Below are 25,916 nucleotides of genomic sequence, written 5' to 3' on the forward strand. Positions count from 1 at the left end.
TCCGCCGAATTTGAACATCAGCACATGGCGCGCCGCCAAAGGGCCGGCAACGTCAACGCTGGATCGACAGGAGAGAATGACCATGGAATTTACCCGGGAAATATACTGGAACGTGGGCCACGGTGTGTTGATTCCCATGTATGCCCTGGCCTTGCTGGCCGTCGGCATTCTGGTTCACGGCGCCCTGAAGCGGATCGGGGTCTACAGGCTCGGAAAACCCGTGAATCGCACCGATGATCTCCGGGGCCGCATCGCCGCCGCCCTGCGGGATGTGCTCTCGCAGCGGCAGGTGTTGAGGGTCCGGGCCCCGGGCCTGGCGCACAGCCTGTTTTTCTGGGGGTTTCTCGTGCTGGCCCTCGGGACGACCCTGATCTTCCTGCAGGCGGACCTGACCGATCCGGTCTTCGGCTGGAAATTTCTGACCGGAACCTTTTACAAACTCTTTTCGCTGGTTCTGGATATTGCCGGCCTCCTGGCCCTTGTCATGCTGGGGGTGCTGTTTTACCGGCGCTACTGGGTGCGTCCGCCGGGCCTGGCGTCCGACAGGGACGATGCGATCATGCACGGGCTGCTGTTTGCCATTCTGACCACCGGTTTTGTCATCGAAGGCGCCCGCATGGCCGTGACCGAACTCGGTGCCGGCACCGGTCTGGCCGCCTGGTCCCCGGTGGGGCTGTTCGTTGCCGGGCGGATTTCGGGCCTGGGGGAGGAAAGCCTCCGGAGCCTGCACAAGGGTGTCTGGTGGATCCACTTTTTTCTGACCCTGGGCTTCTTCGTCGTGCTGCCCCGCACCAAGTTCCGGCATATCCTGACCACCAGCGCCAATTACGTGTTTGCCGACCATCGCCGCAAGGGGAGCACGGAAACCCTCGATCTCGAGGACGAGCAGACGGAGCGCTTCGGGGCGGCCCGGATCAGGGATCTGACCTGGAAGGACATCCTGGACGGCGACGCCTGCACCGAATGCAAGCGATGCCAGGACCGGTGTCCGGCCTGGCATACCGAAAAGCCGCTCAGCCCCATGGAAGTGATCGCTCATATCCGGGATGCCGCCTTCGGGCAGCCCGATGCGGATCTGATCGACACCATCGGGCGCGATGCCCTGTGGGCCTGCACCACCTGTCGGGCCTGCCAGGAGATTTGTCCGGCAACCATCGAGCACGTCAACAAAATCATCGACATGCGTCGCCACCTGGTCCTCATGGCAGGCGAATTTCCGGGTGAGGAGGTCATGGTCGCGACGGACAACGTGGAGGTGAACGGAAACCCGCTCGGGCTGGCTTTTTCGGCCCGGGGAGACTGGGCCGAAGGACTGGGCGTAACCCGCCTGGCCGAGAATGCGGATGTGGACATCCTCTATTTTGTTGGCTGCTATGCCTCTTTTGACAAGCGCAACATCAAGGTGGCCCGAAGCTTTGTCCGGCTATGCGCGGCGGCCGGGATCAAGGTCGGGATCCTGGGCAAGGAAGAAAAGTGCTGCGGCGAGCCGGTGCGCAAGCTCGGCAACGAGTATCTTTACCAGGGGCTTGCCGCCGAAAACATCGGGATCATGCAGGGCTACGGCGTGAAAAAGATCGTGACGGCCTGCCCCCACTGTTTCAATACCCTGGATCGGGACTACCGGGATCTCGGGTTTGACATCGACGTCGAACACTACGTCACCTTTCTTCAGAAACTGGTTCAGGACGGCCGCCTGAAACTCAGGCCCGGGCACTTTGCCTGCACCTATCACGACTCGTGTTACATCGGGCGTTACAACGACATCTACGAGCCTCCCCGCAGCCTGCTGTCGGCCGCCGGCGCCACCGTCCGGGAAATGGAGCGGAACCGGGATGAGGGGTTCTGCTGCGGCGGCGGCGGCGGCCGTGTCATCGCGGACGAAAAAATCGGGACCCGAATCTGCGAAACCCGCGCGAAAATGGCGGCGGAGACCGGGACGGGAATCCTGGTTTCCAACTGTCCCTTCTGCCTGACGATGTTCGAGGACGGGGTCAAGGGCGCCGGGCTGGAAGGAAAGATGGTGCCGCGGGACATCGCCGAAATCCTGGTGGAGCGGTTGGAAAAACAAGACTGAACCCTGAATTGGAGATAAAGGAAATAGCCATGAAAATTCTTGTCTGCATCAAACAAGTGCCGGATATGGAATCCAAGTTCCGGATCGACGCCGATAACAAATGGTACAGCGAGGAAGAGCTTGCCTGGCGCATGAACGAATACGACGAATATGCCGTGGAGCAGGCTGTGCGGCTTCGGGAACAGATCGGGGACGGGGCGGACCTCACCGTCCTGACCATCGGACCCGATCGGGTCCGGGAGATGGTGAAAAAGGCGCTGGCCATGGGCTGCGACCGGGCCTTTCATGTGAAAGACGATGCCGCTCTTCTCAGGGACCCCTTCGAAATCGCGTCGCTCATCGCCGCGTTTGCCGGCGACAAAGGCTTCGATGTGATTTTCACCGGCATGCAGTCCCAGGATCGCGGCTCCGCCCAGGTGGGGGTGCTGCTGGCTGAAATGCTGGGCATCCCTGCGGTCACCACGGTCGTGGACTTCGCGTTTGCCGACGGCACGATCACCGTCAAGCGCGAACTTGAAGGCGGCGTCAAATCCATTGCGCGGATGAAAACTCCGGCGCTGGTCACCTGCCAGCTCGGCCTGAACACCCCCCGCTATCCGACCATGCCGAACATCATGAAGGCCCGGAAGAAAGAGTTCATCACGGTGGATTCCGCCGATCTGGCCGCGGTGGAGGCCCGGCTGGCGGCTGAAAAAATGTACTTTCCCGAGAAAAAAGGCGGCCTGGTCCTCGAGGGCGATGCGGGAAAGCTGGCCGGACAGGTGCTGGACATTCTGCGCGAAAAGACCATGGTGCTGCGATAACCAACCATTACGAGAATCAAGGAGATTTTCCCATGAAAACCCTTCTGGTCGGAGAATACAGAGATGGAAAGATACCGGCATCCACCTATGAACTGGCGGCCTTTGCCCAAAAGATCGGGGCCGAGGCAGCCATGATCCTGGTGGGCGACACGGGGGTAGTGCCGAAGTTCGACGGCAGGCTCCTGCTGGCGGATGCCGCGAAATACGGAGAATACAACCCGGACGTCCACAAAAAACTGGTGAAGGCGGCCGTCACCCGGGAAAACCCGGATGTCGTGGTTCTGGCCCACTCTTCCTACGGCTGGGACCTGGCGCCGCGCATCGCCAATCTCCTGGGTGCGGCCCAGGTATCCGAGGTCGTGGACTATGCGGACGGCGCCTTTGTGGTCCCGGTCTGCAACGCCAAGATGCGCCGCAGCCTCAAGGCAAGGACCGCAGTGACGGTGGTCACGCTCCAGGCCGGCGCCTTCAGCCCGGCCGGGGAACCCGAAGGCACACCCGATATCGAGCCCCTCGACATTCCCGACACGGCCTCCCCCGTTGAATTTGTCGGCTATGAAGCGGCGCAGAAAGCGGCGGTGGATCTGAGCCGGGCCGATGTCATCGTCAGCGCCGGCCGGGGCATCGGCAAAAAGGAGAACGTGGCGATGATCGCGGCACTGGCCGAAGCCGTCGGCGGCCAGCTCGCCGCCAGCCGGCCGGTGGTGGATGCCGACTGGGTCGAGCATTCCCGTCAGGTGGGAACCACCGGCCAGACCGTCTCTCCTAAACTCTATATCGCATGCGGCATCTCCGGCGCCATACAGCACCTGGCCGGGATGAAAAAGTCCGAATTCATCATCGCCGTCAACACGGACCGGGATGCCCCCATCGGTGAGGTCGCGGATGTCATGGTGCTGGCGGATCTCAAGGAGTTCATCCCCGCCTTGACGGAAAAGCTGAAGGCGCACTGAAGACCTGGCTTCGTGTGGTCTCTTCAGCGGCGTGACAAAACAAAACGGCAGGGCCTTAAACGCCCTGCCGCAAGGTGATACGGCGTGTCCGGAAACGGATTCCGGTTTTCGGCTGAATCCGTAATTCCGGCACGTTGATCAGCTTTTTTAACCCGCGACGTCGATGCCCGGGTTACAGCCCAGATGGGGGTCTTCGTTTTCACATTCATGGTTCGCCCATCGCGTATCGATGTGGCCTTCTTCCCGTTCCTGCTCTGTCTCGACATAGTCCTGGATTGTATTTTCCGTATGTTTCATGATATCACCTCATCGTGTTGAATGTGTGTTCGCGGCGATCGCCTCTCATCCCGCTACGTCGACGCCCATGTCGCAACCCAGATGTTCATCCTTGTTATCGCAGTCGTGATTGCCTGTCCGGGTGTCCAGATGTCCTTCTTCACGCTCTTTTTCAGTTTCGATATAGTTTTGTACTTTATTCTCGGCCATGACGCACCTCCATGTGCTCCGTGTTTTTTCGATGTTGGTTTCGGCTCTTCCGCCGCTTGCCTTTGACACCAATATGGGGATCCGCTCGTCATCTTTCAATACGGTTGGTTCGATGGGTTTTTGATGGGGCTATCCTATAAAAACAGATGGCGATCAGCCTCGGAAGAAGGCAGAGATCAAAGGGATTGACATAACGAGAATCTTCTTATAGTATCAACATACCAACCCTACATCTTTAATGATCATCGAATCGGCAATTGACGACGCGAACACGCTGGAATCGTTTCGATCGCCTGGGCCTTCAGGCGCGGCGATATCATGGTCTATGGAAAGGCGGCTCGGTCGATCGCACGGAACGAGCGCCCGTGTTCCGCCGGTCGTCGTTTTTGCGAAATGCACTGGCTGGAGCCGCCGATTCGGCAACCCATCAAAAAAAGGAGGAACGGAATGAAACACAAAAACTTTAAGCCGTTCGTCGGCCTGATACTCATCGCGATTTTCGTGATCGGGGTAATGGGGATGGCGGATGCGGAGGAACCTTCAAAAACCAGTTATCTCCCCGTGGCCGTTGAAGAGCCCTTTCAGAAGATTTTCGATCGGATGAAAGGCGCGAAAGCGGATGTCATGAAACGACAGATGAATCTGCTCGACGAACGGTACGACCTGAGCGATCGTCCGGCGGAGGGCGTCATGATGTCGGGAGGGAAAAAGGCGGTTCAGGAGGGTGTCCGCGTCCAACTCTCCGCTGACATGACCTGGGAAAAGTTCGCCCAGATGACGCCTGAAGAAATCAAGGAAAAAGGCCTTTGGCCCAAAGGTTTTTACCCGTTGCCGCATCCCAATCATGTCGAGGGCGGCATGGTTTTTCCGCAGTTCCATATCGACGAGATCAACAAGCAGGAAGGTCGAGACCTGACCCGATTCGATCTGGATTTTGACCTGCCGGACCATTTCCTGCCCGAGTTTCCCCCGCCGATTTATCTGACCACAAGACCGGATCTCGGTGATGTATCCCAGGGAAAAGTCGTCACCATCATGAACTACTATGAGCTGTTCAACGGCATCCTGAACCCCAAGCAGATCGAAGGTCTGCGATTGCTGGTAACGCCTTTCCCCCAGCAGCAGTTCAATCAGACGGAAGACCGACGGTCGGAGCTTCCCAGCAGAGGCGTTACCTGTTTCGACTGCCACGTCAACGGGCATTCGAACGGGGCGACGCATCTCGTGGGCGACATCCGACCCCAGGAGTTCCGGCATCGTCTGGATATCCCAACGCTGCGCGGCGTGAATGTTCAGCGCCTGTTCGGCTCTCAACGCGCATTGAAAACCATCGAGGACTTCACCGAATTCGAGCAGAGAGCCGCCTATTTCGACGGAGACCCGGTCATCGCGACGAAGAAAGGGGTCAACGTTCTGGAGCGCGGAAGCCAGGTCCATTTCATGGCCGAATTTCAGGCCCTGCTGGATTTTCCGCCTGCCCCGAAACTGGACCTTTACGGCAAGCTGGACCCTGAAAAAGCGACGGAATCCGAGCTCAGAGGCCAGGAACTCTTCTTTGACAAGGCCAAATGCGCCGTATGTCACCCGGCACCGTATTACACCGACAACCTGATGCACAACCTGAAAGCCGAGCGTTTCTTCAAACCGCAGATGATCAACGGCCGCATGGCCTCCGCCGACGGACCGATCAAGACATTCCCGCTTCGCGGCATCAAGGACTCCCCGCCCTACCTCCATGACGGGCGACTGCTGACCCTGGAGGATACCGTGGAGTTCTTCAACCTGATTCAGGGCCTTGGCCTCACGGAACAGGAGAAGAAAGATCTGACCGCTTTCATGAGAGCGCTGTAATTCGGAAAATCAGGGGCCGCTCCATATTGATCCGGCTGATCCCATGATCATCCCTGGTCAAACCAATGCAAACGGTCATTAGGTACGGACATTGAAACAAAGGGCCTGCAGCCTGTGCTGCAGGCCCTTTGTTTTCGAAAGCTGTCGTTAACGGGACTGCCGGTTCAGGATTTCAGGGATGCGATCACTTGGTCGAGATCGGCGTGATCACCGGCGAACCGGTCGCGATGAGCAAACGTGATCTCTTCCCCCGGCCCGATGACAAACAGCCCCCCCTGCTGCCACAGATCACCGTCCGTGCTGCCTTGGCGAAATCCTTTTTTCATGGCGCCAAGCCCCTTCAAGAGAGCGGTCGGCCCCAGGGTCTCGAGCAATCCCCGTTTCAGTTTGAAGGCACGATAGGCTTCAAGCGTCGGGTCCACAACCATATCACCGTCAAATTGAAATTCCTGAACGAACCGCCGGGCGCTGTCGGGGGATCCGCTGCCGATGGCCACAAGGCCGATGGTCAACTGATCCAGAACGGGTTTGACCTTCATCAGGGCAGCGACCTGCTGCCGGGCGAACATTCAGCCGAAATGTCTCAGAAAGGCCAGCACCACGCGTCGTTCAGTGAACAGCGCGGTGAGTTGAATCTTGCGACCGTCGAGATCGAGGACGGTCAAACCGGAGATTTTCAGCATCAGATACCTCCATTTGGATTTCACCGTGAGCTTGTTTTTCTCGGCATATCATGGAGAAGGCGGCAATCTCACAGCCATGCGGCACAATCATATCTCATTATCTTCTATATAAATAAGCGAAATTCGCTTCGGGGTCAAAATGATCTTTTTCCAAACCTGAGCTTCAAAATCCCTTTACACGAGGTTCCGCTACACGAGGTTCCGCCTGGGGTCGTCGCCCGACAGGCCCCTAAACGCTTCGTTGGCCGCAGCAGACATCCTGATGGGAAAATTCGCAGGTGGCGCAGGCCAGCGACCCGCCCCGAGGCAGTGCGCGGCGCTCTTCCGACAGGAAGGGGTCCAGGAGGCGGCGGGCATTCGCCAGCTGTTCGAGGTCGACGCCCACCGTCTCCTCTTTGCTCTTCAAGGCTTTCACCACCGCCTCGGTGGCCACGTTGCCCGTCGCCCCCGGCGCGTAGGGGCAGCCCCCGAGCCCGCCCACGCTCGCGTCGAAGATCCGGATTCCGTAAGACCACGACGTCAGCACGTTTTCCACGCCCCTGCCGTAGGTGTCGTGAAAATGAACAGCGACCCGGTCCGTGGAGATCCGGGACAACAACCCATCGAGAAGCATCCCCACTTCGTCGGGGGATGCCTTCCCGATGGTGTCGGAGATGGACACCTCATCCACGCCCACGTCGATGAGCCGCTCCACCACCTCGATGACGGCCGCAGGTGCGATCCTGCCTTCAAATGGGCACCAGAATGCCGTCGAGACATATCCGCGCAGCGTCATCCCCGCGTCGTGGGCCCCCTTGGCCACCGGCAGAAAACGCTGAATGGCGCCCGCTATCGAGGTGTTGATGTTCTTCTGATTGAAGCTCTCGCTGGCCGCCGTAAAGAGGGAAACCTTGTCGACCTTCGCCGAGACGGCGCGGGCAAGCCCCTTTTCGTTGGGCACCAGCGCCGAATAGACCACGCCCTCCCTGCGCGCGATTTTCCGGAACACCTCCTCGGCGTCGGCAAGCTGGGGGACCCAGCGGGGAGAAACAAAGGCGGAAACCTCGATTTCGTTCACTCCCGAGAGGGAGAGGGCGTTCACGAAATCGATCTTCACCGCCGGGGGAATGACGGCGGGTTCATTCTGCAGCCCGTCCCTGGGGCCGACCTCGACGATTTTCAGCATGTTCCCTCCTTTAAATTAAACCCAAGACCAACGGGAAGGCCGATAACCTCGGGCTTGATCAAGTCTGCCATTGGTCTTTATGCTGCGGCCTGGAAAGGCATGATGGTTCATCGCTTTCGATTTTCTGCTTGGAATGCCACTATTCGTAATCCGATTTTTCCAGAACAAATCAAGACAGCAAAGCTGGTGGATTGGGCGTCAACCTGGAGCCATTGCTATCGACGAGAGTTGTGCCACCGGGGTCGAGCCATGGCATTGAATTCCGAATCTTCGTGATCTTCTCCATGGCGCGCCTGGACCAATGGCTCGATATCTCGGTTTCTTGAACAAGGCTGCGGACGGATTGGCAAACACGATATCCCAGAGTCATCCCGGTGCCGATCCGTTTTCAGGGGCTCCACGTAGCCCTGTTCCCAGATCGCGCTGCCTGGCAACGAAACTGATGATGGGCACCGGTCGGTCCGAGGTCTGGGCCTCAACGAGCTTTGCAAGCTTCCGGCCTTCCAGTTGAACAAATGCAATGTCTGCAGAATGGCTGGCCGGCCAGAGGATCAACACGTCCAGGAGCAGGACCACCCCATCATATCCCAGGCGCTTTGCATGCTTGCTCATCACGCTCAGGCCGTCGTCGAGATTGATGAAATTCTCGCCCGATGACTTGGCGGGCTCCTGTGCCGAAACTGCCGTGGAGTTGGGTGGCTTTGCCGGTTCCGCCCTCCAATGCCGATCGGATGAAATTCAGAGCGTGGTCAAAGCATTTGATCAGCTGGTCGGTCACCACATAATGCTTCAGGGTTTCTTCGGGGTGTTGTACGCCTTCGGTGAGCCGAAGAACGAAATCCCCTTTGTTGACCTGCTCCGGTATCGGTATCAGATCCTTGATGAGGGGCATCAGGGGCGCTCCGTTTTCGCAAGAATGGTGTTGATGTTTTGCCGGAGGACGCCGTCCTGGATCAGCCTGTTTTGATAAAATTGCGTTTCCGTCACGTTGTTCGTATAGGCTCTGATCAGCCCGACGGCATCAACGATATGTCTGAGAAAAAATCGGTTAGTCTTCTTCATACAGCAGCACGATATCTTTCTCGATGAGCGGTTTCAAATGGGGGCTGAGGTCTTTTTCGCTGATCAGATCGATTTTTTCCCCATCAGGCGGCCGAGCTCGTATTCCAGCCTGAACCATTTCAGCCCTAGTGCGGGTCGCTGGGAGGGCGGCTTGAGTTCCACCAGCAGATCGATATCACCGGCCTCGCTGCCTTCACCCCTGGCAAAAGACCCGAATACGGATATTTTTCTGGCATAGGGTTTCAGCAAGAAAACGGCCTTGGATCTCAACTCCTCCACAGGGTCTATTTTTTTGGGTTGCATCGGTTATCAGCTCCTATGCCGGCGGCCTCTTTTCGGCTGAGGCGGCATTCACCAGCGGACCTCGTCAACGGATTTTCCCATGTGACGGGCCTCATCCGTGATAAAGGCTTCGTAAAAATATCCCATCCGTTCGCTGAACTCGGGGTCGAGGTCATTATGCCACTGTTTGAGCCAGGGGAGAAGTGCGATGAGGCACGCAAGCATCAACTCCAGCAAAGGGGATATTCAGAGCATATTTACGGTGACAAGATCCGTATCGAGCACGTATGTTTTGATTTTGCTGAAGGTCTTTTGGCGTAATTCCGGACAATCCTTCAAACGCTTGATCCCGCCGGCCTTCATAGCTCGGAGCAGCAGCCGGAATCGTGCGACGGCTACGGCAAACGGATTGATGTCCACCCCATGGATGCTGTCCAACGTCCGCTGGGCCAGGTCTCTTGAATTGCCGGAAGGATTCTTTTTCAGCCATCGTTCGAAGATGCGGTCAAAGGCCCTCAGCAGAAAATGGCCCGATCCGCAGGCCGGCTCTTAATCTCCACGATGAAAAACCCCTGGGGGGTCAGTACCAGGAGATCTACCTCGTTGATGGAGCCGTCATCAGCGATGAACTCGAAATTGGCCCATGCGCGGTAGGGATCCCGATCCGGGAGCCGATCCTTTATATATTGAATGGCCTCCTGTTCCCATGCGTATTCCGACTGCGTAATGGCTTTCCACCGCGGGCTGAGGATTGCCATGGCTGAACAATAGTTTCATGTTTTTCTTGGACGATTTCGCCGTCCACGAGACGATATCTTACTGGTTTTATCCTTTGGCTGTCAAATATTTCATAAGGGATTGCATCCATACACGACATCGATTATCATCCTCAGAACGAAAAACCCATAACAATATGTATATAAATTTCCGGGTGAGGCAACATGGCTGCAAATAAAGCAGATGGCAAGAAGGCCATTGGACTGATCGAAACGGCCTTGGGACTACCTGTCCCGTTCCCGCGTTCCTACTGGGTGATCCCTGGCCGGCTGCTTGCCGGGGAACTGCCGGGCGCGAAGGACCCCCGGGAGGCCGAAAATAAGCTGGACCGGCTCCTTGAGTCGGGTATTCGGCGCATCATAAACCTGATGCAGCCCGACGAAACCGACCACTCCGGAGAGCCGTTCACCCCTTACGAGCCGATTTTAAATGATCTTGCCAGCAGGAGGGGCTCAAAGCCACTGTGCAAACGATATCCCATCCAGGACCTTGGGGTTCCATCTCCGGACCAGATGCGTCATACCCTCGACTGTATCGATGAGGCATTGATCCAGGGAGACCCGGTGTATGTCCATTGCTGGGGCGGCGTGGGGCGCACGGGCACGCTCGTGGGCTGCTTTTTGATTCGCCATGGCCTGGCAGATGCCGGCAATGTTCTGGACATCATCCGATGCCTGCGGCAAAATGAGGCGATGGCCCACCGCACCTCGCCGGAAACATCGGAACAGCGAAACTGGGTCAAGTCGTGGCGGCAATATGAATCCAATGCGCCCACCAGGTTAGGCCGTTACCTTGGCTGTATGGTGGGAGGCGGTGTGGGCGATGCTCTCGGCGCGCCGGTGGAATTTATGCAGCTGCCTCAAATTCGAAGGACCTATGGCGAGCAGGGGATTCGTGATTACGACAAAGCCTATGGCGGGATCGGCACCATCACCGATGACACCCAAATGACGATGTTTACCGCAGAGGGGCTGTTAAGAGCCTGGACCCGAGGCAATCTGAAAGGGATATGCAATCCCCCCGGTCTGGTTCATCGTTCATATCTCCAATGGATGATCACCCAAAATGCGGCTACAGAATTTCAGACCTATGATCATGATTTGGGGACTCTCATTCATATTCCCGAGATGCATAGCCGACGCGCACCGGGAAACAGCTGCTTATCCGCCCTGTCCGGCCGCGAGATGGGCACCATCGACCGTCCGGTAAACAACAGCAAGGGCTGCGGCGGCGTAATGCGGGTGGCTCCGGTTGGACTGATTGCCGGCGCTACGGCGGAGGCATTCCGATTGGGATGCGAGATAGCGGCCATAACTCACGGCCATCCATCCGGTTATTTGTCCGCCGGGGCTTTGGCGGCCATCATCAACGTTATCCGGGATGGCGGCACCCTCAAAGATGGTGTGGCTTCAGGCATCGAATACCTGGTGGGGAGGCCCGAAGCCCTGGAGTGCGTCCAGGCCATTGTAGGCGCCTTGGCGCTTGCAGCGACCTCCAAACCGACACCGGAGGCCATTGAATCCCTCGGTGGGGGGTGGGTTGCTGAAGAAGCACTGGCAATCTCCCTATTTTGTGCATGCCGCGCTGAAGAGGATTTTACCGTCGGTGTTCGAATGGCCGTCAACCATAGCGGTGACACCGACAGCACCGGCGCAATAACCGGCAATATTTTGGGATGTATGTTGGGGCGGCATGCCATTCCAGCTGCATTCAGCAATCCCCTGGAGCTGAGGACGGTTATCGAAAGGCTGGCGGTAGACCTTTTTATCAAATTTCGGCCTGATGACCAGTGGTGGCGGCTTTATCCGGGGTACTAAACCTTGAATTCACGAGCTACCCGCGTTGCGAAGCAGCTGTTGAGAAAAAAGCCGCTGCCTGGGGATCGAGCTAAAGCCGAGGTTTTTATCTGATGGAGGAGTGTCCAATTCAAGTCGTGCACGGCAGTTCAGGACGCTGCTCGTCGATTGGAAATTATGGTTTTTGAAAAACCGGTAACAGAAAACTAAAAAAGGGCTTACAGCCTAAGCCGTAAACCCTTGTTTTTTGGTGGTAGGCACGATTGGATTTGAACCAACGACCCCTACCGTGTCAAGGTAGTGCTCTCCCCCTGAGCTACGTGCCTCCATGAAGGTGATGGGTTAGCTACCAAGTCTCCCGGCATTTGTCAAGAAAAGATTTCAGCTGTCGGCCAATTTATTTGGGCACCAGGTCGATGTGCAGCGCTTTTTCAGACACGCTCCGGATCTCGACGGTGAACAGTTCGAAGGTCTGGCCGGACAGGCGGTCCATCAGAGTCTGGGTGTCTCCTTCAAAATGAAGCGCGATGACGGCCTCGTCCGCCCTGATTTCCAGGATCTGCAGGTTTCGGACACCCGGCAGATCCCGCAGCACCTGGCGAAAACGAACAAAATTCCCCAGGTTTCGGGTCCCCGTAACCGTTACGGTCAGGCCTTCGGAGGAACGGGCCATGTCCTGCCAGGCGGAAGCGATGGCCGGAATCAGTTGTTTTGTGGCCTGAAGGCCTGCGGCGGTCAGGGCATCCTCGCTCCCATCGATTTCGTTGGGATGCTGTCGAACCGCCGTCTCGAAGCCGGATGCGATCTCCCGGTCGTTTTCGGCCTGTACGGCCCGAACCGAGATGGTGGCGTTGTAGGCGGGATCCCCACCCGCTCCGGTATCCGAGACGGCATAGACGATGGCCTTTCCGACGATGACCACGTCTGCCCCCATGATCCGCCCGATTTCAGAGGCGTCCCGGTTGCTGAGATCCGGTTGAAAGATGACGGCGGCCTTGACGGGAACATCGGGGGGAGTGGTGCCGTGCTCAAGGACGACAAATCCGGCCTCCCGGGCTTTCCGCGCGATGGCGGCCTCCACGAGGCTGGTGACCGGGGCGCTGCTTTCGTCCCACCAGAACCGAGGGGCGACGTCATTGATGCTCTGCTCAGAGAGGAGAAAAAGAATTCTGGGGCGTTCGATGGCGTCAACAGATCCTGGTGCGGGGCTCTCACCGGAGGCCGTATCGGTTCCGGCTGCCGGTTGAAATTTCCCCAGGCTCGACTTGAGCTGGTCCATTGAGACCGTGACCTGCATCATGATCCGATAGTATCCTCCCGACGATGCCTCGCCAAGGATTTTGTAATTCTCGATAAAGGCTTCCGTGCCGGGGGTGACCGTTGCGCTGTAGATCTTGAATTCCCTGGCGATCGCTTCGGGTGAAAAGATCGCCATCGCCCCCTGGTCCACGGCGGCGGCGAGGGCGGCCGCAATGGCCTCCGCCTTGGCCGATGCGATGTTGCCGTCCTGGATCGGTCGTGTGGCGATGATGGTGACGACGTTCGCGGGGTCCTCCTGAGGTTGGGATGTTTCGGCGTTTGCGACGGGGGCGGCCAGGACGGCCAAAACGATTGGGAGCAGGGCGAATAAGTTCCGCACGAAGAGAGTGAGAGGCACACGCATGGTCGTCATAACCTCCATTGAAATGATGATGGGTGTCTTTTGACCGGATCGTTTCCGGATCAATGCTTTCGGCTGAGGGCGTAATCGGCGATGTCCTCGAGCGTGCTCCGATCGGACGAATCCGCAAAGATTGACAGTGCCGTTTTGGCCGCGGTCACATGGAACTCGGCTTCCGCCTTCGTGTCTTCGATGCCGCCCAGGGACACCAGCAGGCGGACCAGAGTGTTGAAATCGTCGACCGAGAAATTCTCGTCTGTGATGATCCGGGCCATTGTCTCCCGGTCCCGTTCACCCGCGGCCGACAGCGCCCGAATGACGGGAAGGGTGAGTTTGCCCTCCCGCAGGTCTGCACCGACGGCCTTGCCCAGAACAGCGGTATCCGCGGTGTAGTCCAGAAGATCGTCCGCCATCTGGAAGGCGATGCCCAGATGGTATCCGTAGGCGCCCAGAGCCGAAGCGCGGTCTTTGGCCGCACCGGATATGAGTGCCCCCACCCGGCAGGCCCCCTCCATGAGCACTGCGGTCTTCCGTCGGATGATCTCCAGGTATTCGGCTTCCGTCAGATCCAGGTTTTTCTTCCGGGTCAGCTGGTGGATCTCTCCCTGGGACATGTTTTCGGTGATGCCCGCGATGACTTTGATGACATCGGTCATGCCGGTTTCCGAGGCGATGGTCAGGGATCGGGCCAGCAGGAAATCCCCGACGAGAACGGCCACCTCGTTTCCCCAGACCGAGTGGGCGGCCGCGCGGCCTCTGCGGAGGCCCGCGCCGTCCACGAGATCGTCGTGGAGCAGGGTGGCCGTATGGAGGTATTCGAATATTGTCGAGAAGAAGATTTCCCGGCCGCCGTCGTATCCGCAGAGCCTGGCGGAGAGGACCATGAGCAGTGGTCGGAGCCGCTTTCCGCCGCTGAAGAGGATGTGGCCGGCCACGTCGGATACGATGGGGAGGTGGGCGTCCAGATTTTTCCGGAGCGCGGCTTCAATGGCGATTACGTCCTCCTGAACGCGGGACATGATCCGCTGTTTCAAATCGTTGCTCATCGGGCTTCTCCCACCAGGTCGTATTCGAGGGTGTCGATGATGGTCACCGGGGCGAAGCGGCCGAGGGGAAGCTCCCGGCCCTTCACATAGACCAGTCCGTCCACCTCTGGGGCTTGAAAAGCGGTGCGGCCCAGAAAGAGATCCGCCTCCGGCGATTCCTCGATCAGGACATCGAGGGTGCGGTCGAGATAGGCTGCGTTTTTCTCAGTCGAGATATCGCGCTGGCGCGACATGAGCCGGTCATGGCGCTTTCGGGCCGTTTTTCGGGAGACATGGGCATCCAAACGGTGGGATGGCAGGTCGTCGGCGTCGGAATAGGTGAACACGCCGAGGTGGTCGAAGCGGACCGTTTCCACAAAAGATTGAAGCGTCTTGAAATCCTGGTCGGTTTCCCCGGGAAAGCCCACGATGACGGTGGTGCGAAGCGACGCTTGGGGGGCGAACTCCCGGATGCGTTCGAAGAGATGGAAAAGGTCCGCCTGGGTGTGACGCCGCCCCATTCTCCGGAGCACCCGGTCGCTGGCGTGCTGGATCGGGAGGTCGAAGTAGGGGCAGATGTTGGGCCGTTCGGCCATGGTGCGGATGATGTCGTCGTCGATGCTTTCGGGGTGGCCGTAAAGGACGCGGATCCAGATGTCGTCGTCGATGTCCGAAAGGCGGCGGAGCAACCCGCCAAGACCCATGCCTCCGGTCAGATCGTGGCCATAGGCCGTGGAATCCTGGGCCACCAGCACGAGTTCCCGGGTGCCCGCCGCGACGAGGCGGCGGGCTTCGGCGACGATCTCGCCGGCCGGCCGGCTTTTCTGGCGTCCCCTGAGCCTGGGGATGATGCAGTAGGTGCAGGAGCGGCTGCACCCTTCCGCGATCTTGATGTAGGCTGAGTGGGGCAATGTCTGCACCCGGGGAGCGTCGGGGTTGGAGACGGGGATGGCATCCGGATCCGGCAGGATGCAGCGTTCCCCTTCCAGATTGCCTATGACGCTTTCAACAGCCGTTACGATCTGGTTGAAGGCCCCGGTGCCCAGGAAGAGATCGACCTCGGACAGTTCCCGGCCGATGGCCTCCCGGTAGCGCTCGGGAAGACAGCCGGTGACGATGAGGGCGCGGCAGGCCCCCTCCGTCTTGTAACGGGCCAGCTCGAGGATGGTGTCGATGGATTCATCCGCTGCCGATTCGATAAAGCTGCAGGTGTTGACGATGATGACGTCGGCGTCGTCGGGACCCTCGACGATGCGCCAGCCGGCCTCCCGGAGCCGTCCCAGCATGTGCTCGCTGTCCACCAGGTTCCTGGCGCACCCGAGGCTGACCAGGTGAAGGTTCATATCTGGGCTTTCAATTTCTTGACGGCTTCCGTGATCGCCGGAACCACCTCGAAGAGGTCCCCGACGATGCCGTAGTCCGCCTTGGCGAAGATGGGCGCATCCTCATCCTTGTTGATCGCCACGATCACCTTGGATGAGGACATGCCCGCCAGATGCTGGATGGCCCCGGAGATGCCACAGGCGATATAGAGGTTGGGGGAGACGACCTTGCCGGTCTGACCCACCTGATCCGAATGGGGACGCCAGCCCTCGTCAACGGCCGACCGGGAAGCCCCAACGGCGGCGCCCAGGACCTCGGCCAGGGCTTCGAGTATGCTGAAGTCGCTGCCGCCCATACCACGACCCCCCGAGACGATGATGTCGGCTTCGGTGAGGTCTGTTTTTTCGGCCTCCAGCTGTTTTTCGACGAATCGGATGGCGGCGTCGCCGACATTGACGTCGATTTTTTCGACGGTTCCGGCGCCTTCGGACTTCCGGATCGCCATGGCGTTGGGCCGGACCGCGATGATGCAGGGATTTCCTTTGAGAGCCAGATCCGCGAGGACCTTTCCGCCGTACATGGGGCGGGTGGCCGTCACATTGCCCTCGTCGACGCGAAGAGCGACGCAGTCCATGGCCAGGGGCGCTTCGAGGCGGGCCGACAGCCGTGCGGCCAGTTCCCGACCCTGTGTCGTCGCGCCGATAAGGATCACGGCGGGATCCTCTCTGCGAACGAGGTCCGACACCACGTTGGCGTAGGCATCGACTGTATATTCCTTCAGGGCCGGGTCATCGGCGACCCATACCGTGTCGGGGCCGTAAGTCCCCAGTTGTTCGGCGATGTCGGTGATGCCGTGGCCCAGTACAACCGCAGCCGTGCCGCACTTCAGGGCCGCCGCCGTCTGCTTTCCTTCACTCAACGCTTCATAGGTCACCTTCCGGAAAGCGCCTTCGATCTGTTCCGTGATAACCAGTACTCCTTGTGCCATTCTGTCGTCTCCTGATATCCGTTCGGGAAAATTCCCGTTATTGTATGGTGAACTGCCGACGAAGTTCGTTCCCTGTCAGATCACCCTGGCGTTTTCGTGCAGCAGGTTGACCAGTTTTTCGGCCTTTTCCGCGGCCGATGCGCCGTCGATCATCCGGCCTCCGCTCCGTTCCGGAGGCATTCTCATTCCGAGGATCTCGACCATCGGCGCGATGTCCTCGCCGCTCATACCGAGATCGGCCAGGGTTTTGGTCTCTACAGGTTTCTTCTTGGCCTTCATGATGCCGGGGAGGGAGGCATAGCGGGGCTCGTTCAGTCCGCGCTGGGTGGTGAAGAGAACCGGCAGGGGCGCCTCCAGAACCACCGTTCCGCCTTCGATGGTTCTCCGGCAGCGGATCATGCCGTTTTCGACCGTCTCCTCGATGACCATGGAGATGTGGGGGATGCCCAGAAGCTCCGCCACGGCGGGGCCGACGAGGTAGTTGTCGTCGTCCATGGCCCGCTGCCCCGCGATGACAACATCGTAAGACATCGTCTTCAGGGCCGCCGCCAGAATGCGGGCGGTCCCCAATCCGTCGCAGTCGGCCGCAGCCGGATCATTGATCAGGATGCCCTTGTCGGCACCCATGGCAAGGCCGGTCCGAATAGCTTCCACACTCTTGTTCGTCCCCATGGAGAGAATCGTCACCGTGCCCCCGTGTTTCTGCCTGAGCTGGAGGGCCTCCTCCACGGCAAACTCGTCGTAGGGGTTCATGACCCACTTGACGCCGTCCGGGTTGATGCGTTTCCCATCCGCTGCAATGTTGACGCTCGTCTCCGTGGCCGGTACCTGCTTGAGCAATACGATAATTTCCACTATTTCGTCACTCCCATGTATCATTAATATTGAAAAGTCATTCTTTTTACGGTTTCAGGGTGTTTCCCCCGATTCACTAGACGTTTGAGGTAAAACAAGTCAAAAACCAGTATAACTTATTAGAAATATTCAGTTGTAAAAGTGATAGCAAGTAAACGTAAAGAAATTGTTCCGGATTGTCAACACCTTCTTCATGGAATTGAGGCTGAAGACTGAAGGCTACAGGCTAAAGGGGTGCGTCGATGGCGAACAGGGGCGCTTATCCCCCTTCAGCTCTCAGTTGCTATCCGGTTGTGACCATAAACGTCGAACCTTGAGACGGCACACGAGACCGGTCGATACGTCACGGCTCGGCCCGAAACCCTCTGGAGGGATGCTCCGACAGGCCATCTCCGGCTTCTTCGACGATGATCAGGCATTCCACGTCCGGCAGTTGGTTGACCAGCGCCAGACCTTTTTCAGGGCCCATGACCATAAGGGCCGTGGCCAGGCCGTCGGCGAAGGTGCAGGTCGGTGCGATGACGGTAACGCTGGCCACACCGTTCTCGACGGCGCGGCCGGTGCGGGGGTCGAGGACGTGGCTGTAGCGTCGGCCGCCCTCTTCGAAAAAATTCCGGTAGTCCCCGCTGGTGGCAAAGGCGCGGTCGGAAATAGCCACAACCTTGTAAACCTCGGTGGCTCCCGACATGGGTTTCGGGGTGTTGATGCCGATGCGCCAGGGTTTGCCGTCGGCGCGTCGGCCCCGGGCAAAGATCTCTCCGCCGATTTCCACCAGGAAATGCCTGATACCCGCATCCGAGATCACCGCCGCCACCTGGTCCACGCCGTATCCCTTGGCGATGGATGCCAGGTCGATGGTGACCGCTCTGTGATGTTTGATCAGTGCGCCGTCTTTCGTGATTTCAATGTGGCGGAACCCGAGTTTCGGGAGAAGGGCATCGATTTCCTCGGGGTCGGGAACCCGGGGCGCAACCCTTCGGCTGCCGAAGCCCCAGAGGTTGACCAGGGGGTTGACGGTGCCGTCCCACGCACCGCCGGTGAGTTCGTAGAGCTGGGCGGCAGCGGTCATGACCTCCAGGAAATCCGCCGATATCGGAAAGGGGCGGCCAACCTCGGTCATCCGGTTGAAGCGGCTGATCTCGCTCTCCGGATCGTAGGTCGACATGCTGTTGTTGATCTCGACCAGGCGTTTGTTGATTCTCTCTTCGACCCTGCGGGTGTCGTCTTTTGTCACCATCGTGATGTGGAAAGCGGTACCCATGGTCTTTCCCTGGATCTGCACCTCCCTTTCGGGGGATTTTTCGCAGGCGGAAAACAGCGTCGTCGAGAGCACCGTCAATAAAACAAGGCTGTACCGAAGTTTCATGAGAATATCCTTATTGACCCTGATGTCGGCATTATTGACCGTTTTCTGGAGCGGCCGCGGAGGGGCGAATCCATGTCCCCCCCTGGCGGTAATCGAGGCTGATGGCTTTGAGTTCGTCTTTGTGGGTCTTGAACCGAGATTTCATCCCCACCAGCCAATCCCGGTGGGCGACGGCGTCCTCCCGGGTGAGGAAGAGTTCGTGATCACTCCGCTGGATATCCAGGACGGGGGTTTCTCCTGAAAGGCGGAGCGTCCCCGAGTTGCTGCAGAGCATGCAGCGGACGCGATTTTCTCCGAGAAGCCGAAAGGTGTCGCCGCCGCACAGGGGGCAGTGGGGGCCGGTTTTCGGGATCGCCTCGCCAAACAGGGCGTCGGCCGTCTCTTTAGCGCCCATGCGGTTGGACGCATCCATGAAAACCTCTCCGGGCAGAGCCCCGTAAAAAAGCCGGCAGGCCCGGATATCCGCCAAAATCAGCTTCATAAAACTTTCGATCCCGAGCAGCGTGTATCCTTCCCGTCCCGGAATTCCCGCAATGCCGATGCCCACGGCCGGCTTTCCCCACAACTGCCCGGAGTGGCGATAGAGGGCGATGCCCCGATCCAGAAAGCGTTTGAGTCCGGCATTGGGACCGAGAAAATAGGTGGGTGCGGAAACGATCAGGGCGTCCGCGGCCAGGATTGCGTCGACGACGGTCTGAAAGTCGTCCTGAATGACGCAGCCGTCGTCCTGGAGCAGGCAGGCGTAGCACCCCCTGCACGGCTGAATGTCGAAATCCGACAGGCGGAGCAGTTGGAGGTCGTGAGGCTCCGTGACGTTCCGGCTGATTTCCTTGATCATGATTTCGCAATTGCCCAGTTTTCGAGGCGATCCGATGATGCCGAGAATGGTTTTCATTGTTGTCTCCCGTGATGCAGACCTTTCGACCCGTACCGCGCCGGTACCCGGATCCGAAGCTCTGCCGATATGATATTGATATTAATATTTTAATTCCTTTGCATGCGAACTAATCGAGTTGATACTCGAATGTCAACCGAAAAGCGAAGCGTCGTGGATATCGTGCCGTGACGATGACGGATCTTTTTTTAAAAACTCAGCTTTCGACTTTCACAGGCCGGCACCTTTATCCGGTCACCATCATGAACGTCGAAAGTTGGGTAAAAAAAATAGATGCGGTGATAGGCAGCATGCGATAAAATGATTAAATTAAATCAGTCAATATGCCGGGACCGGGTGTGAAGGAAAGGTTTTGCTATGGAGATTTGGATTGTCAGCGCCGTTCTTGTGGTCACCTTTGTCCTTCTGGTGACGGAAAAAATATCGGTCGACATCACTGCCATCGGCGTTATCGCCACTTTGGCGCTTTCGGGGATCCTGACGCCCGTCGAAGCCGTGGCGGGCTTCGCAAATCCGGCTGTCATCACCGTTGCAGCCATGTTTCTCATCAGCAAAGGGATGACCCGTACGGGCGCCGTCGCGCTTTTGAGCGACAGGGTCATCACAGCGGCGGGCGGCAGTGGGGGAAAGGCCATGTTGTTGATGCTCCTGATGACCGGGGTTTCTTCCGCGTTCATCAACAACACGCCCATCGTCGTTCTGTTTATCCCCGTCATCATGAGCATGGGGTGCCGGTTCGGCCTGCATCCGTCCAAGTTTCTCATTCCCCTGTCCTATGTTTCGATTCTGGGGGGCACCTGTACCCTCATCGGCACCTCGACCAATATCATCGTGAGTGATCTGAGCGCCCGATTCGGATATGGCGCCTTTACGATGTTCGAACTTTCCAAGGTCGGCGTACCGCTCGCTCTGCTGGGTATCGGGTTTTTGATGGTCGCAGGGCCGCGGTTGTTGCCGGGAAACACGAATCCGGCTTGCGAACTGGAGCGTGCCGACCGGAAAAAATACCTGACGGAGATCCGAATCGGCCAGGGCAGTCGCCTGCTCGGGCAGCATCCTCCGGAGTTTTTCCGGGAGTTTTATCCCAGCATCGATGCCATCGAATTGATCCGTCGGGAGCGCGCCGTTCAGGTAACGCACACCCGCCTCGCGATCATGGAGGGCGACCATATTCTGGTCAAGGGAAACGCCAACGACCTGGTCCTGCTGCTCCAGGAAACCGGCGTGGCCATGCCTTATCCCGAGAACCCGGGGGATCTGGGCGGAATCGAATCGAAAAACATCACGGTGGAGATCATCATTCCTCCCCAGTCGGACCTCATCGGGCAGCGGCTTCGGGAGATTTTTCTGTTCAATGATCCGGGGATTCACGTCATAGCCGTGGAAAGAAGCGGCCTGCATTATACCGAAACAAAGCTCCGCGATATCCGTCTCAAGATCGGAGATATTCTGCTGGTGAGCATCCCCTGGCGGCGCCTCGAGGAGGTGCGCGCCCACCCGGATTTCATTGTGGTGGAGGATGTTTATCACAAAATTCTGCACCGAAACAAGGCGAGGCGGGCCATGCTCATCTTTGCCGGAATGGTCGTTCTGGCATCGACGGGCATCCTCAACATCATGGTGGCGGCATTGACGGCCGTGGTTTTAATGCTCCTGACGCAATGCCTTCAGATTCGGGAATCCTATCGGGCACTTCAGGGAGACGTGCTGGTGCTTATCGCGGGCACCATCGCCCTGGGGGCCGCCATGGAGAAGACGGGAGCCAGCCGATTTTATGCCGACCTCTTTCTGGGCCTCGTCTCGAACTTTTCACCTCATATGATCCTGGGCGTATTCATTCTTCTGACCAGTATCAGCACCCAGCTTCTGAGCAACAACGCCACCGCCGTCCTCCTGCTTCCTATCGCCGTTTCAACCGCCCTCAAACTGGGGGTGGATCCAAAAGCCTTTATCGTGGGGGTATGCTTCGGGGCGAGCGCCTGTTTCGCGACGCCCATCGGATACCAGACCAACCTTCTGGTTTATGGACCGGGTGGCTATCGTTTTGCCGACTACATGAAACTCGGCATTCCGCTCAACCTCATCATCATCGTCGCCGCTACATGGATGATCCCCTTTTTCTGGCCGTTGCAGTGATCGGAGCCGGAAAGTCGTCGTGACCCGAACAGCGGAAAGCGAGGAAAGTCTTATGAAACCGCCCGGAACCAGAATCGATTATGCTGCGGATGGACGAGACGGGACCGCGCAATGCGCCATGGAGGTGTCCCGAATCATCCTGAGCAGCGCCATTCCGACATTCGCCGTGGACAAGCGACATCGGGTGACGCATTTCAACCGGGCCTGTGAAAACCTTACCGGGATCCGGGCCTCGGACATCATCGGGACCTCGCGCCAGTGGCAGCCGTTTTACGCCCATGAACGCCCCATCATGGCGGACTTCATCATTGACGGCGCACCCGGAGAAAAATTTGACGAATACTATAAGGGAAAATATCGGCCGTCGGAGGTCGTCCCCGGGGCCTACGAGGCCGAGGATTTTTTTCCGGATCTTGGGGAGGAGGGCAAATGGTTGTTCTTTACGGCGGCCCCCCTCAAGGGGACGGATGGGAAGATTGAAGGCGCCATCGTCACCCTCCAGGACGTCACGCGTGAAAAACAGGCTGCCGCGCAGAATCGGGCCATGCTTCGCATCAGCCTTGCGCTGCCCGAGCATCGGGATCTGGGAGATCTTCTGGACTATATCAGCAGCGAGGTCCGATTGCTTCTGGGTAGTGAAGGCGCATTGGTCATCCTCCTGGATGAGAATACCAGGGAATATCATTTCATCGGATCGTCCTATGAGGACGCCGATATCCAGAAACGCGTCAAGGCGCTTCGGTTCAATTTTGATCAGATCGCCGCCGTCGAGGTCATCCAGACGGGAAAGCCAATCATCATAAATGATATCGATCGGTTAAAAGCTTATCCAGACCGAGATCGGAAGTTTGGATACCATACGCGGAATCTGATCGAGGTCCCTATCAAAACAGGCGGTCGAACCATCGGTGTTCTGGCGGCGACCAACCGGATTGACGGCCGGTTTACCCCCAGGGATATCGACTTGTTGAACACCATAGCCGGAACCGTTGCCATCTCGATCGAGAACGCCAAGATATCCGACGAGTTGAAGCGGGCCTACGAGGAGGTATCGGCGCTGAACCAGGCCAAGGACAGGGCCATCAACCATCTTTCCCACGAATTGAAAACACCCGTCTCCATCATGGGCGGTGTCTTCGGACTTCTGGAGGATGTCCTGGCCGGGGTTGCGCCGGAGGAATGGGAGGTGCCCATGAAAATTATCCGTCGGAACATCCGGCGGATCGCCGATATTCAGGCCGAGGTAACCGATATCATGAATAACCGGTACGCGAACGGGCGACGGGGATTGGACGAAGTCTTCGAACAGTATGTGGACCATCTGGCCCTGATCGCAGCACAGGAGGTTGGTTTGCCGCATATTGTGAAGCGGATGCGCGACCGACTCCACGATGCCTTGGGGCTGAGCGGCCCGGGTCCTGCGACCATCCGGATTGCACCCTTCATCCGACACCGCCTCAAATTGCTGAAGCCGCTGTTTGCCCATCGGGAGGTTCGCCTCCAATTCATTGAAAACGCTGACGGAATCGTTTGCATGCCTGAGGACCATTTCGCGAAGATTATCGACGGCCTGGTTCGGAACGGCGTCGAAAATACGCCGGACGGCGGCGAAATCGTCGTCTCGATTACAGAAAAAGATGGGGGTATTCTGGTGGTTGTCCATGATTTCGGTGTGGGTGTCCCGGATGTTTTCCAACGCCGGATTTTCGAGGGGTTCTTTCCGATTCAAAACCCGACGACCTACAGCACCGGAACTCCTTTTGATTTCAATGCCGGCGGGAAGGGGCTCGATCTGCTGCGGATAAAAATCTTTTCGGAAAGATACGGATTCAGCATCCGGATGCGTTCGCGATACTGTCCCCATGCCGCTGCAAGACCTGGCGGGTGTCCCGGCAAGATCTCCCGCTGTGAAGCCTGTGCCGGTCCGGCGGATTGCCGCGGCAGCAGTGAAACTCGGGTGATGTTGTTTTTTCCGGAACCGGAGGGTTTGAATTCAATCGAAAGATGATTTGGATGTGTAGAGATGTAACTCAAATGGCGTCTGTAATAACAAAAAAGACTACAGCAATGCCATAGCCTTCTCTTTTTGGTTTGGCAGGCCAGGTAGGATTCGAACCCACGATCTACGGATTTGGAGTCCGTCGCATTGACCAACTATGCTACTGGCCTGTATTGACGCGTATTGATGGAAAAGGTCTTTAATATAGATTGATGAAATTTTCAAGACCTATTTTCAAGTTCAACCTTCGATGTTCACAGGTCGGCACATCCTTCAGGGCATCATAACGAAACCCGAAAGTTGCGTTAAAGGTTTTTCATTGCCCCTTCGATCTGATGACCCCTTTGAGGTCGACTTCGATATGTAACTCAAATTTCGACTTTCATAGGCCGTATCTGGGCTGATGAAAATCAGTTTAGAAAAACGGTAGTATTTTGATCCCATTTTTGTTCCGTCTTTCTGGCTATTGACATGATCTCCTTCCTTTTCGATTGAACAGATTGACCGATATTCTTTTTATACCATTCGAACACTTTTTTCGTTGGAACTGTTTCAAGCGCCTTTTGGATGACATCATGACTTGTTTTTGAGACAACCGCTGCAAGGCTGAGTAGCATTGCAGTGAAACCGCTTTTTACTTGATCCTGTTCCAAATTTTTCAATTTGCCAAAAACCGATTCGATGATTTCGCTGCTTCCAAGCAGCCTCTCGCCCGGCTTTGCCTTCAGCGATTGTTCCTCTATGAAAGTGAGCAGTTCCTCACCGACTCTCTTTGCCCTGTCTGTATGCGGGCTAAAGATCGGATCCTCTTTTAAATCGATATGGCTGTCGTGATATATCCCGACAAACTTTATGTAGCCTTCCACCGTCTTGACAACCTCAATGAGATCCTGCCATTCTGTAAGATGATCACGATATTCGTTCAGCCACCCGAGCTTATCATCAGCCTGCCGAGGAGGGAATCGGTCGTCAGGCTCGGATTTCAGCATGTCCAGATAGCAAAGCTTCTCCTGCCCCCATTTCACAAGTTTATCCACATTCATATACCGCGCCTTGCTTCTCTGATTTGGCGGCGCCAAAGCGGATAGACAGGTCTGCTGAACTTTCTTGCCGGTTTGCGCTGCCAATTGAATAAACTCCGACCAATGCGGGTCATTTTTTAGTTCGCGCTTCAGTATGGCGGCACCTTTATGTTTGATATCATATATGTAGCATGTCTGTTCATGATCCCGGCAGAATCTTTCAATCCCCGATTTTATGTCGGTTCCATGATCACCGATTATTTCTCTGGGTGGACCGGTTTTCTCGATAGTTTGAGTAAGTTGCCGGTAAACAATTTCGCCATTGGAATGGGTTACCGGTAGCAAGGCAATTGGTTCGGCATCTTCATATGATAAATACAGCTCGTTCTCCGGTAACTTGCTTTGACGGACACCTAAAATAACCAAGCACTTCTCACTACCCGACTGGACTGTATGGTCGACAATCCAGATCCAATCATCGGCCCACTCCTGTTCACGATGGAGCTTATAGTACCCGAGACGAAGCAACCACAGGCGACCGCTGTACCACGATGGAACGGGCTGCCCCAGCTCTAAAAAAGATAACATGGAGCCGATAACGCGACTTGCTCCTCTCAGACTCGTACAGCCGGATAATACAAATGAAATAAATAGGGTGATATGAGCAACTGAATATTTATGAAACGCAACTCTCTGATTGAATTTTGCCTCAATC

The 25,916-nt window shown here is 57.3% G+C and carries 26 protein-coding genes and 2 tRNA genes (1 of these 28 cut by a window edge); 7 read left to right on the top strand and 21 right to left on the bottom strand.

The annotated features are described in order from the left end of the window. Positions 1-76 precede the first annotated feature (76 nt). From dmul_RS00500 to dmul_RS00510, 3 genes are read left to right on the top strand one after another with little or no spacing between them, the layout of a single operon-like run. Positions 77-2,074, top strand: a complete 1,998-nt coding sequence (locus tag dmul_RS00500; protein ID WP_234979161.1) for a heterodisulfide reductase-related iron-sulfur binding cluster — start codon at positions 77-79, stop codon at positions 2,072-2,074. Positions 2,075-2,103: 29 nt separating this feature from the next. Beyond that, on the top strand, positions 2,104-2,877 hold the full coding sequence (locus dmul_RS00505; protein ID WP_020876274.1) for an electron transfer flavoprotein subunit beta/FixA family protein: 774 nt from the start codon (positions 2,104-2,106) through the stop codon (positions 2,875-2,877). A 32-nt stretch (positions 2,878-2,909) separates the two neighbouring features. Next, positions 2,910-3,830: an electron transfer flavoprotein subunit alpha/FixB family protein gene (locus dmul_RS00510; protein WP_020876275.1), complete on the top strand. Its 921-nt coding sequence runs from the start codon at positions 2,910-2,912 to the stop codon at positions 3,828-3,830. Between the two features lie 147 nt (positions 3,831-3,977). On the opposite strand, the gene dmul_RS20400 is transcribed toward dmul_RS00510, so the two are convergent. Together dmul_RS20400 and dmul_RS20405 are read right to left on the bottom strand one after the other, a co-directional pair. Then, complete coding sequence (locus tag dmul_RS20400) at positions 3,978-4,127, bottom strand: hypothetical protein (protein ID WP_020876276.1); 150 nt, start codon at positions 4,125-4,127, stop codon at positions 3,978-3,980. 45 nt (positions 4,128-4,172) lie between these two features. After that, positions 4,173-4,316 (bottom strand): hypothetical protein, encoded by a 144-nt coding sequence (locus tag dmul_RS20405; protein ID WP_020876277.1) that lies wholly within the window; start codon positions 4,314-4,316, stop codon positions 4,173-4,175. Between the two features lie 447 nt (positions 4,317-4,763). Here dmul_RS20405 and dmul_RS00520 point away from each other — a divergent pair, with 447 nt between their 5' ends. Next, positions 4,764-6,167 (top strand): cytochrome c Hsc, encoded by a 1,404-nt coding sequence (locus dmul_RS00520; RefSeq protein ID WP_020876278.1) that lies wholly within the window; start codon positions 4,764-4,766, stop codon positions 6,165-6,167. A gap of 164 nt (positions 6,168-6,331) precedes the next feature. Here the strand turns inward: dmul_RS00520 and dmul_RS00525 are convergent, their stop codons facing one another. The 9 genes from dmul_RS00525 to dmul_RS00555 form a co-directional block, all read right to left on the bottom strand. Next, positions 6,332-6,850 (bottom strand): peroxiredoxin-like family protein, encoded by a 519-nt coding sequence (locus tag dmul_RS00525; RefSeq protein WP_272502266.1) that lies wholly within the window; start codon positions 6,848-6,850, stop codon positions 6,332-6,334. Between the two features lie 229 nt (positions 6,851-7,079). Next, entirely contained in the window at positions 7,080-8,015 is a 936-nt protein-coding gene (locus tag dmul_RS00530) for a hydroxymethylglutaryl-CoA lyase (protein ID WP_020876281.1), read from the bottom strand. Between the two features lie 366 nt (positions 8,016-8,381). Continuing rightward, a complete protein-coding gene (locus dmul_RS00535; protein WP_020876282.1) occupies positions 8,382-8,627 on the bottom strand; it encodes a hypothetical protein in 246 nt (81 codons plus the stop codon). After that, complete coding sequence (locus tag dmul_RS00540; RefSeq protein ID WP_020876283.1) at positions 8,596-8,907, bottom strand: hypothetical protein; 312 nt, start codon at positions 8,905-8,907, stop codon at positions 8,596-8,598. The genes dmul_RS00535 and dmul_RS00540 overlap by 32 nt, the downstream gene beginning before the upstream one ends. Continuing rightward, positions 8,907-9,077: a hypothetical protein gene (locus dmul_RS19940; protein WP_020876284.1), complete on the bottom strand. Its 171-nt coding sequence runs from the start codon at positions 9,075-9,077 to the stop codon at positions 8,907-8,909. The genes dmul_RS00540 and dmul_RS19940 overlap by 1 nt, the downstream gene beginning before the upstream one ends. 63 nt (positions 9,078-9,140) lie before the next feature. Then, positions 9,141-9,380, bottom strand: coding sequence for a nucleotidyltransferase family protein (locus tag dmul_RS00545; RefSeq protein WP_020876286.1), 240 nt, complete (start codon positions 9,378-9,380; stop codon positions 9,141-9,143). A 48-nt stretch (positions 9,381-9,428) separates the two neighbouring features. Then, positions 9,429-9,584, bottom strand: coding sequence for a hypothetical protein (locus dmul_RS19945; protein ID WP_020876287.1), 156 nt, complete (start codon positions 9,582-9,584; stop codon positions 9,429-9,431). Between the two features lie 21 nt (positions 9,585-9,605). Continuing rightward, entirely contained in the window at positions 9,606-9,797 is a 192-nt protein-coding gene (locus dmul_RS00550; RefSeq protein WP_040414688.1) for a hypothetical protein, read from the bottom strand. 77 nt (positions 9,798-9,874) lie between these two features. Beyond that, a complete protein-coding gene (locus dmul_RS00555) occupies positions 9,875-10,117 on the bottom strand; it encodes an NERD domain-containing protein (protein ID WP_020876288.1) in 243 nt (80 codons plus the stop codon). 183 nt (positions 10,118-10,300) lie between these two features. Here dmul_RS00555 and dmul_RS19550 point away from each other — a divergent pair, with 183 nt between their 5' ends. Beyond that, positions 10,301-11,953, top strand: coding sequence for an ADP-ribosylglycohydrolase family protein (locus dmul_RS19550; RefSeq protein ID WP_020876289.1), 1,653 nt, complete (start codon positions 10,301-10,303; stop codon positions 11,951-11,953). A gap of 230 nt (positions 11,954-12,183) precedes the next feature. Here the strand turns inward: dmul_RS19550 and dmul_RS00565 are convergent. The 8 genes from dmul_RS00565 to dmul_RS00600 form a co-directional block, all read right to left on the bottom strand. Then, positions 12,184-12,258 (bottom strand) — tRNA-Val (locus dmul_RS00565). Positions 12,259-12,329: 71 nt separating this feature from the next. After that, positions 12,330-13,604 carry a hypothetical protein gene (locus tag dmul_RS00570; protein ID WP_144016513.1) on the bottom strand — a complete coding sequence of 425 codons (1,275 nt, stop codon included), beginning with the start codon at positions 13,602-13,604 and terminating at the stop codon, positions 12,330-12,332. 50 nt (positions 13,605-13,654) lie between these two features. Continuing rightward, on the bottom strand, positions 13,655-14,638 hold the full coding sequence (locus dmul_RS00575; RefSeq protein ID WP_020876291.1) for a polyprenyl synthetase family protein: 984 nt from the start codon (positions 14,636-14,638) through the stop codon (positions 13,655-13,657). Next, complete coding sequence (gene rimO, locus dmul_RS00580) at positions 14,635-15,960, bottom strand: 30S ribosomal protein S12 methylthiotransferase RimO (protein ID WP_020876292.1); 1,326 nt, start codon at positions 15,958-15,960, stop codon at positions 14,635-14,637. The genes dmul_RS00575 and rimO overlap by 4 nt, the downstream gene beginning before the upstream one ends. Beyond that, positions 15,957-16,928, bottom strand: coding sequence for an electron transfer flavoprotein subunit alpha/FixB family protein (locus tag dmul_RS00585; protein ID WP_020876293.1), 972 nt, complete (start codon positions 16,926-16,928; stop codon positions 15,957-15,959). Before dmul_RS00585 ends, rimO begins: the two co-directional genes overlap by 4 nt. A gap of 75 nt (positions 16,929-17,003) precedes the next feature. Then, positions 17,004-17,783, bottom strand: a complete 780-nt coding sequence (locus tag dmul_RS00590) for an electron transfer flavoprotein subunit beta/FixA family protein (protein WP_020876294.1) — start codon at positions 17,781-17,783, stop codon at positions 17,004-17,006. 343 nt (positions 17,784-18,126) lie between these two features. Then, on the bottom strand, positions 18,127-19,149 hold the full coding sequence (locus tag dmul_RS00595) for an FAD:protein FMN transferase (RefSeq protein ID WP_020876295.1): 1,023 nt from the start codon (positions 19,147-19,149) through the stop codon (positions 18,127-18,129). A gap of 31 nt (positions 19,150-19,180) precedes the next feature. Next, positions 19,181-20,044, bottom strand: a complete 864-nt coding sequence (locus tag dmul_RS00600; protein ID WP_020876296.1) for a flavodoxin family protein — start codon at positions 20,042-20,044, stop codon at positions 19,181-19,183. 357 nt (positions 20,045-20,401) lie between these two features. Between dmul_RS00600 and dmul_RS00605 the strand changes: the two genes are divergently transcribed. Beyond that, positions 20,402-22,180, top strand: a complete 1,779-nt coding sequence (locus tag dmul_RS00605; RefSeq protein ID WP_020876297.1) for an SLC13 family permease — start codon at positions 20,402-20,404, stop codon at positions 22,178-22,180. A 52-nt stretch (positions 22,181-22,232) separates the two neighbouring features. Further along, entirely contained in the window at positions 22,233-24,188 is a 1,956-nt protein-coding gene (locus dmul_RS00610) for a GAF domain-containing protein (protein WP_020876298.1), read from the top strand. Positions 24,189-24,272: 84 nt separating this feature from the next. Here the strand turns inward: dmul_RS00610 and dmul_RS00615 are convergent. Together dmul_RS00615 and dmul_RS00620 are read right to left on the bottom strand one after the other, a co-directional pair. Then, positions 24,273-24,349, bottom strand: a tRNA-Trp gene (locus dmul_RS00615). Between the two features lie 240 nt (positions 24,350-24,589). Next, positions 24,590-25,916, bottom strand: the 3' portion of a protein-coding gene (locus dmul_RS00620; RefSeq protein WP_070962205.1) for a hypothetical protein. It continues 14 nt past the right edge of the window; only the last 1,327 of its 1,341 coding nucleotides appear in the window; its start codon lies beyond the right edge, outside the window; the stop codon is at positions 24,590-24,592.

Source organism: Desulfococcus multivorans (assembly GCF_001854245.1).
Classification (GTDB): Bacteria; Desulfobacterota; Desulfobacteria; order Desulfobacterales; family Desulfococcaceae; genus Desulfococcus; species Desulfococcus multivorans.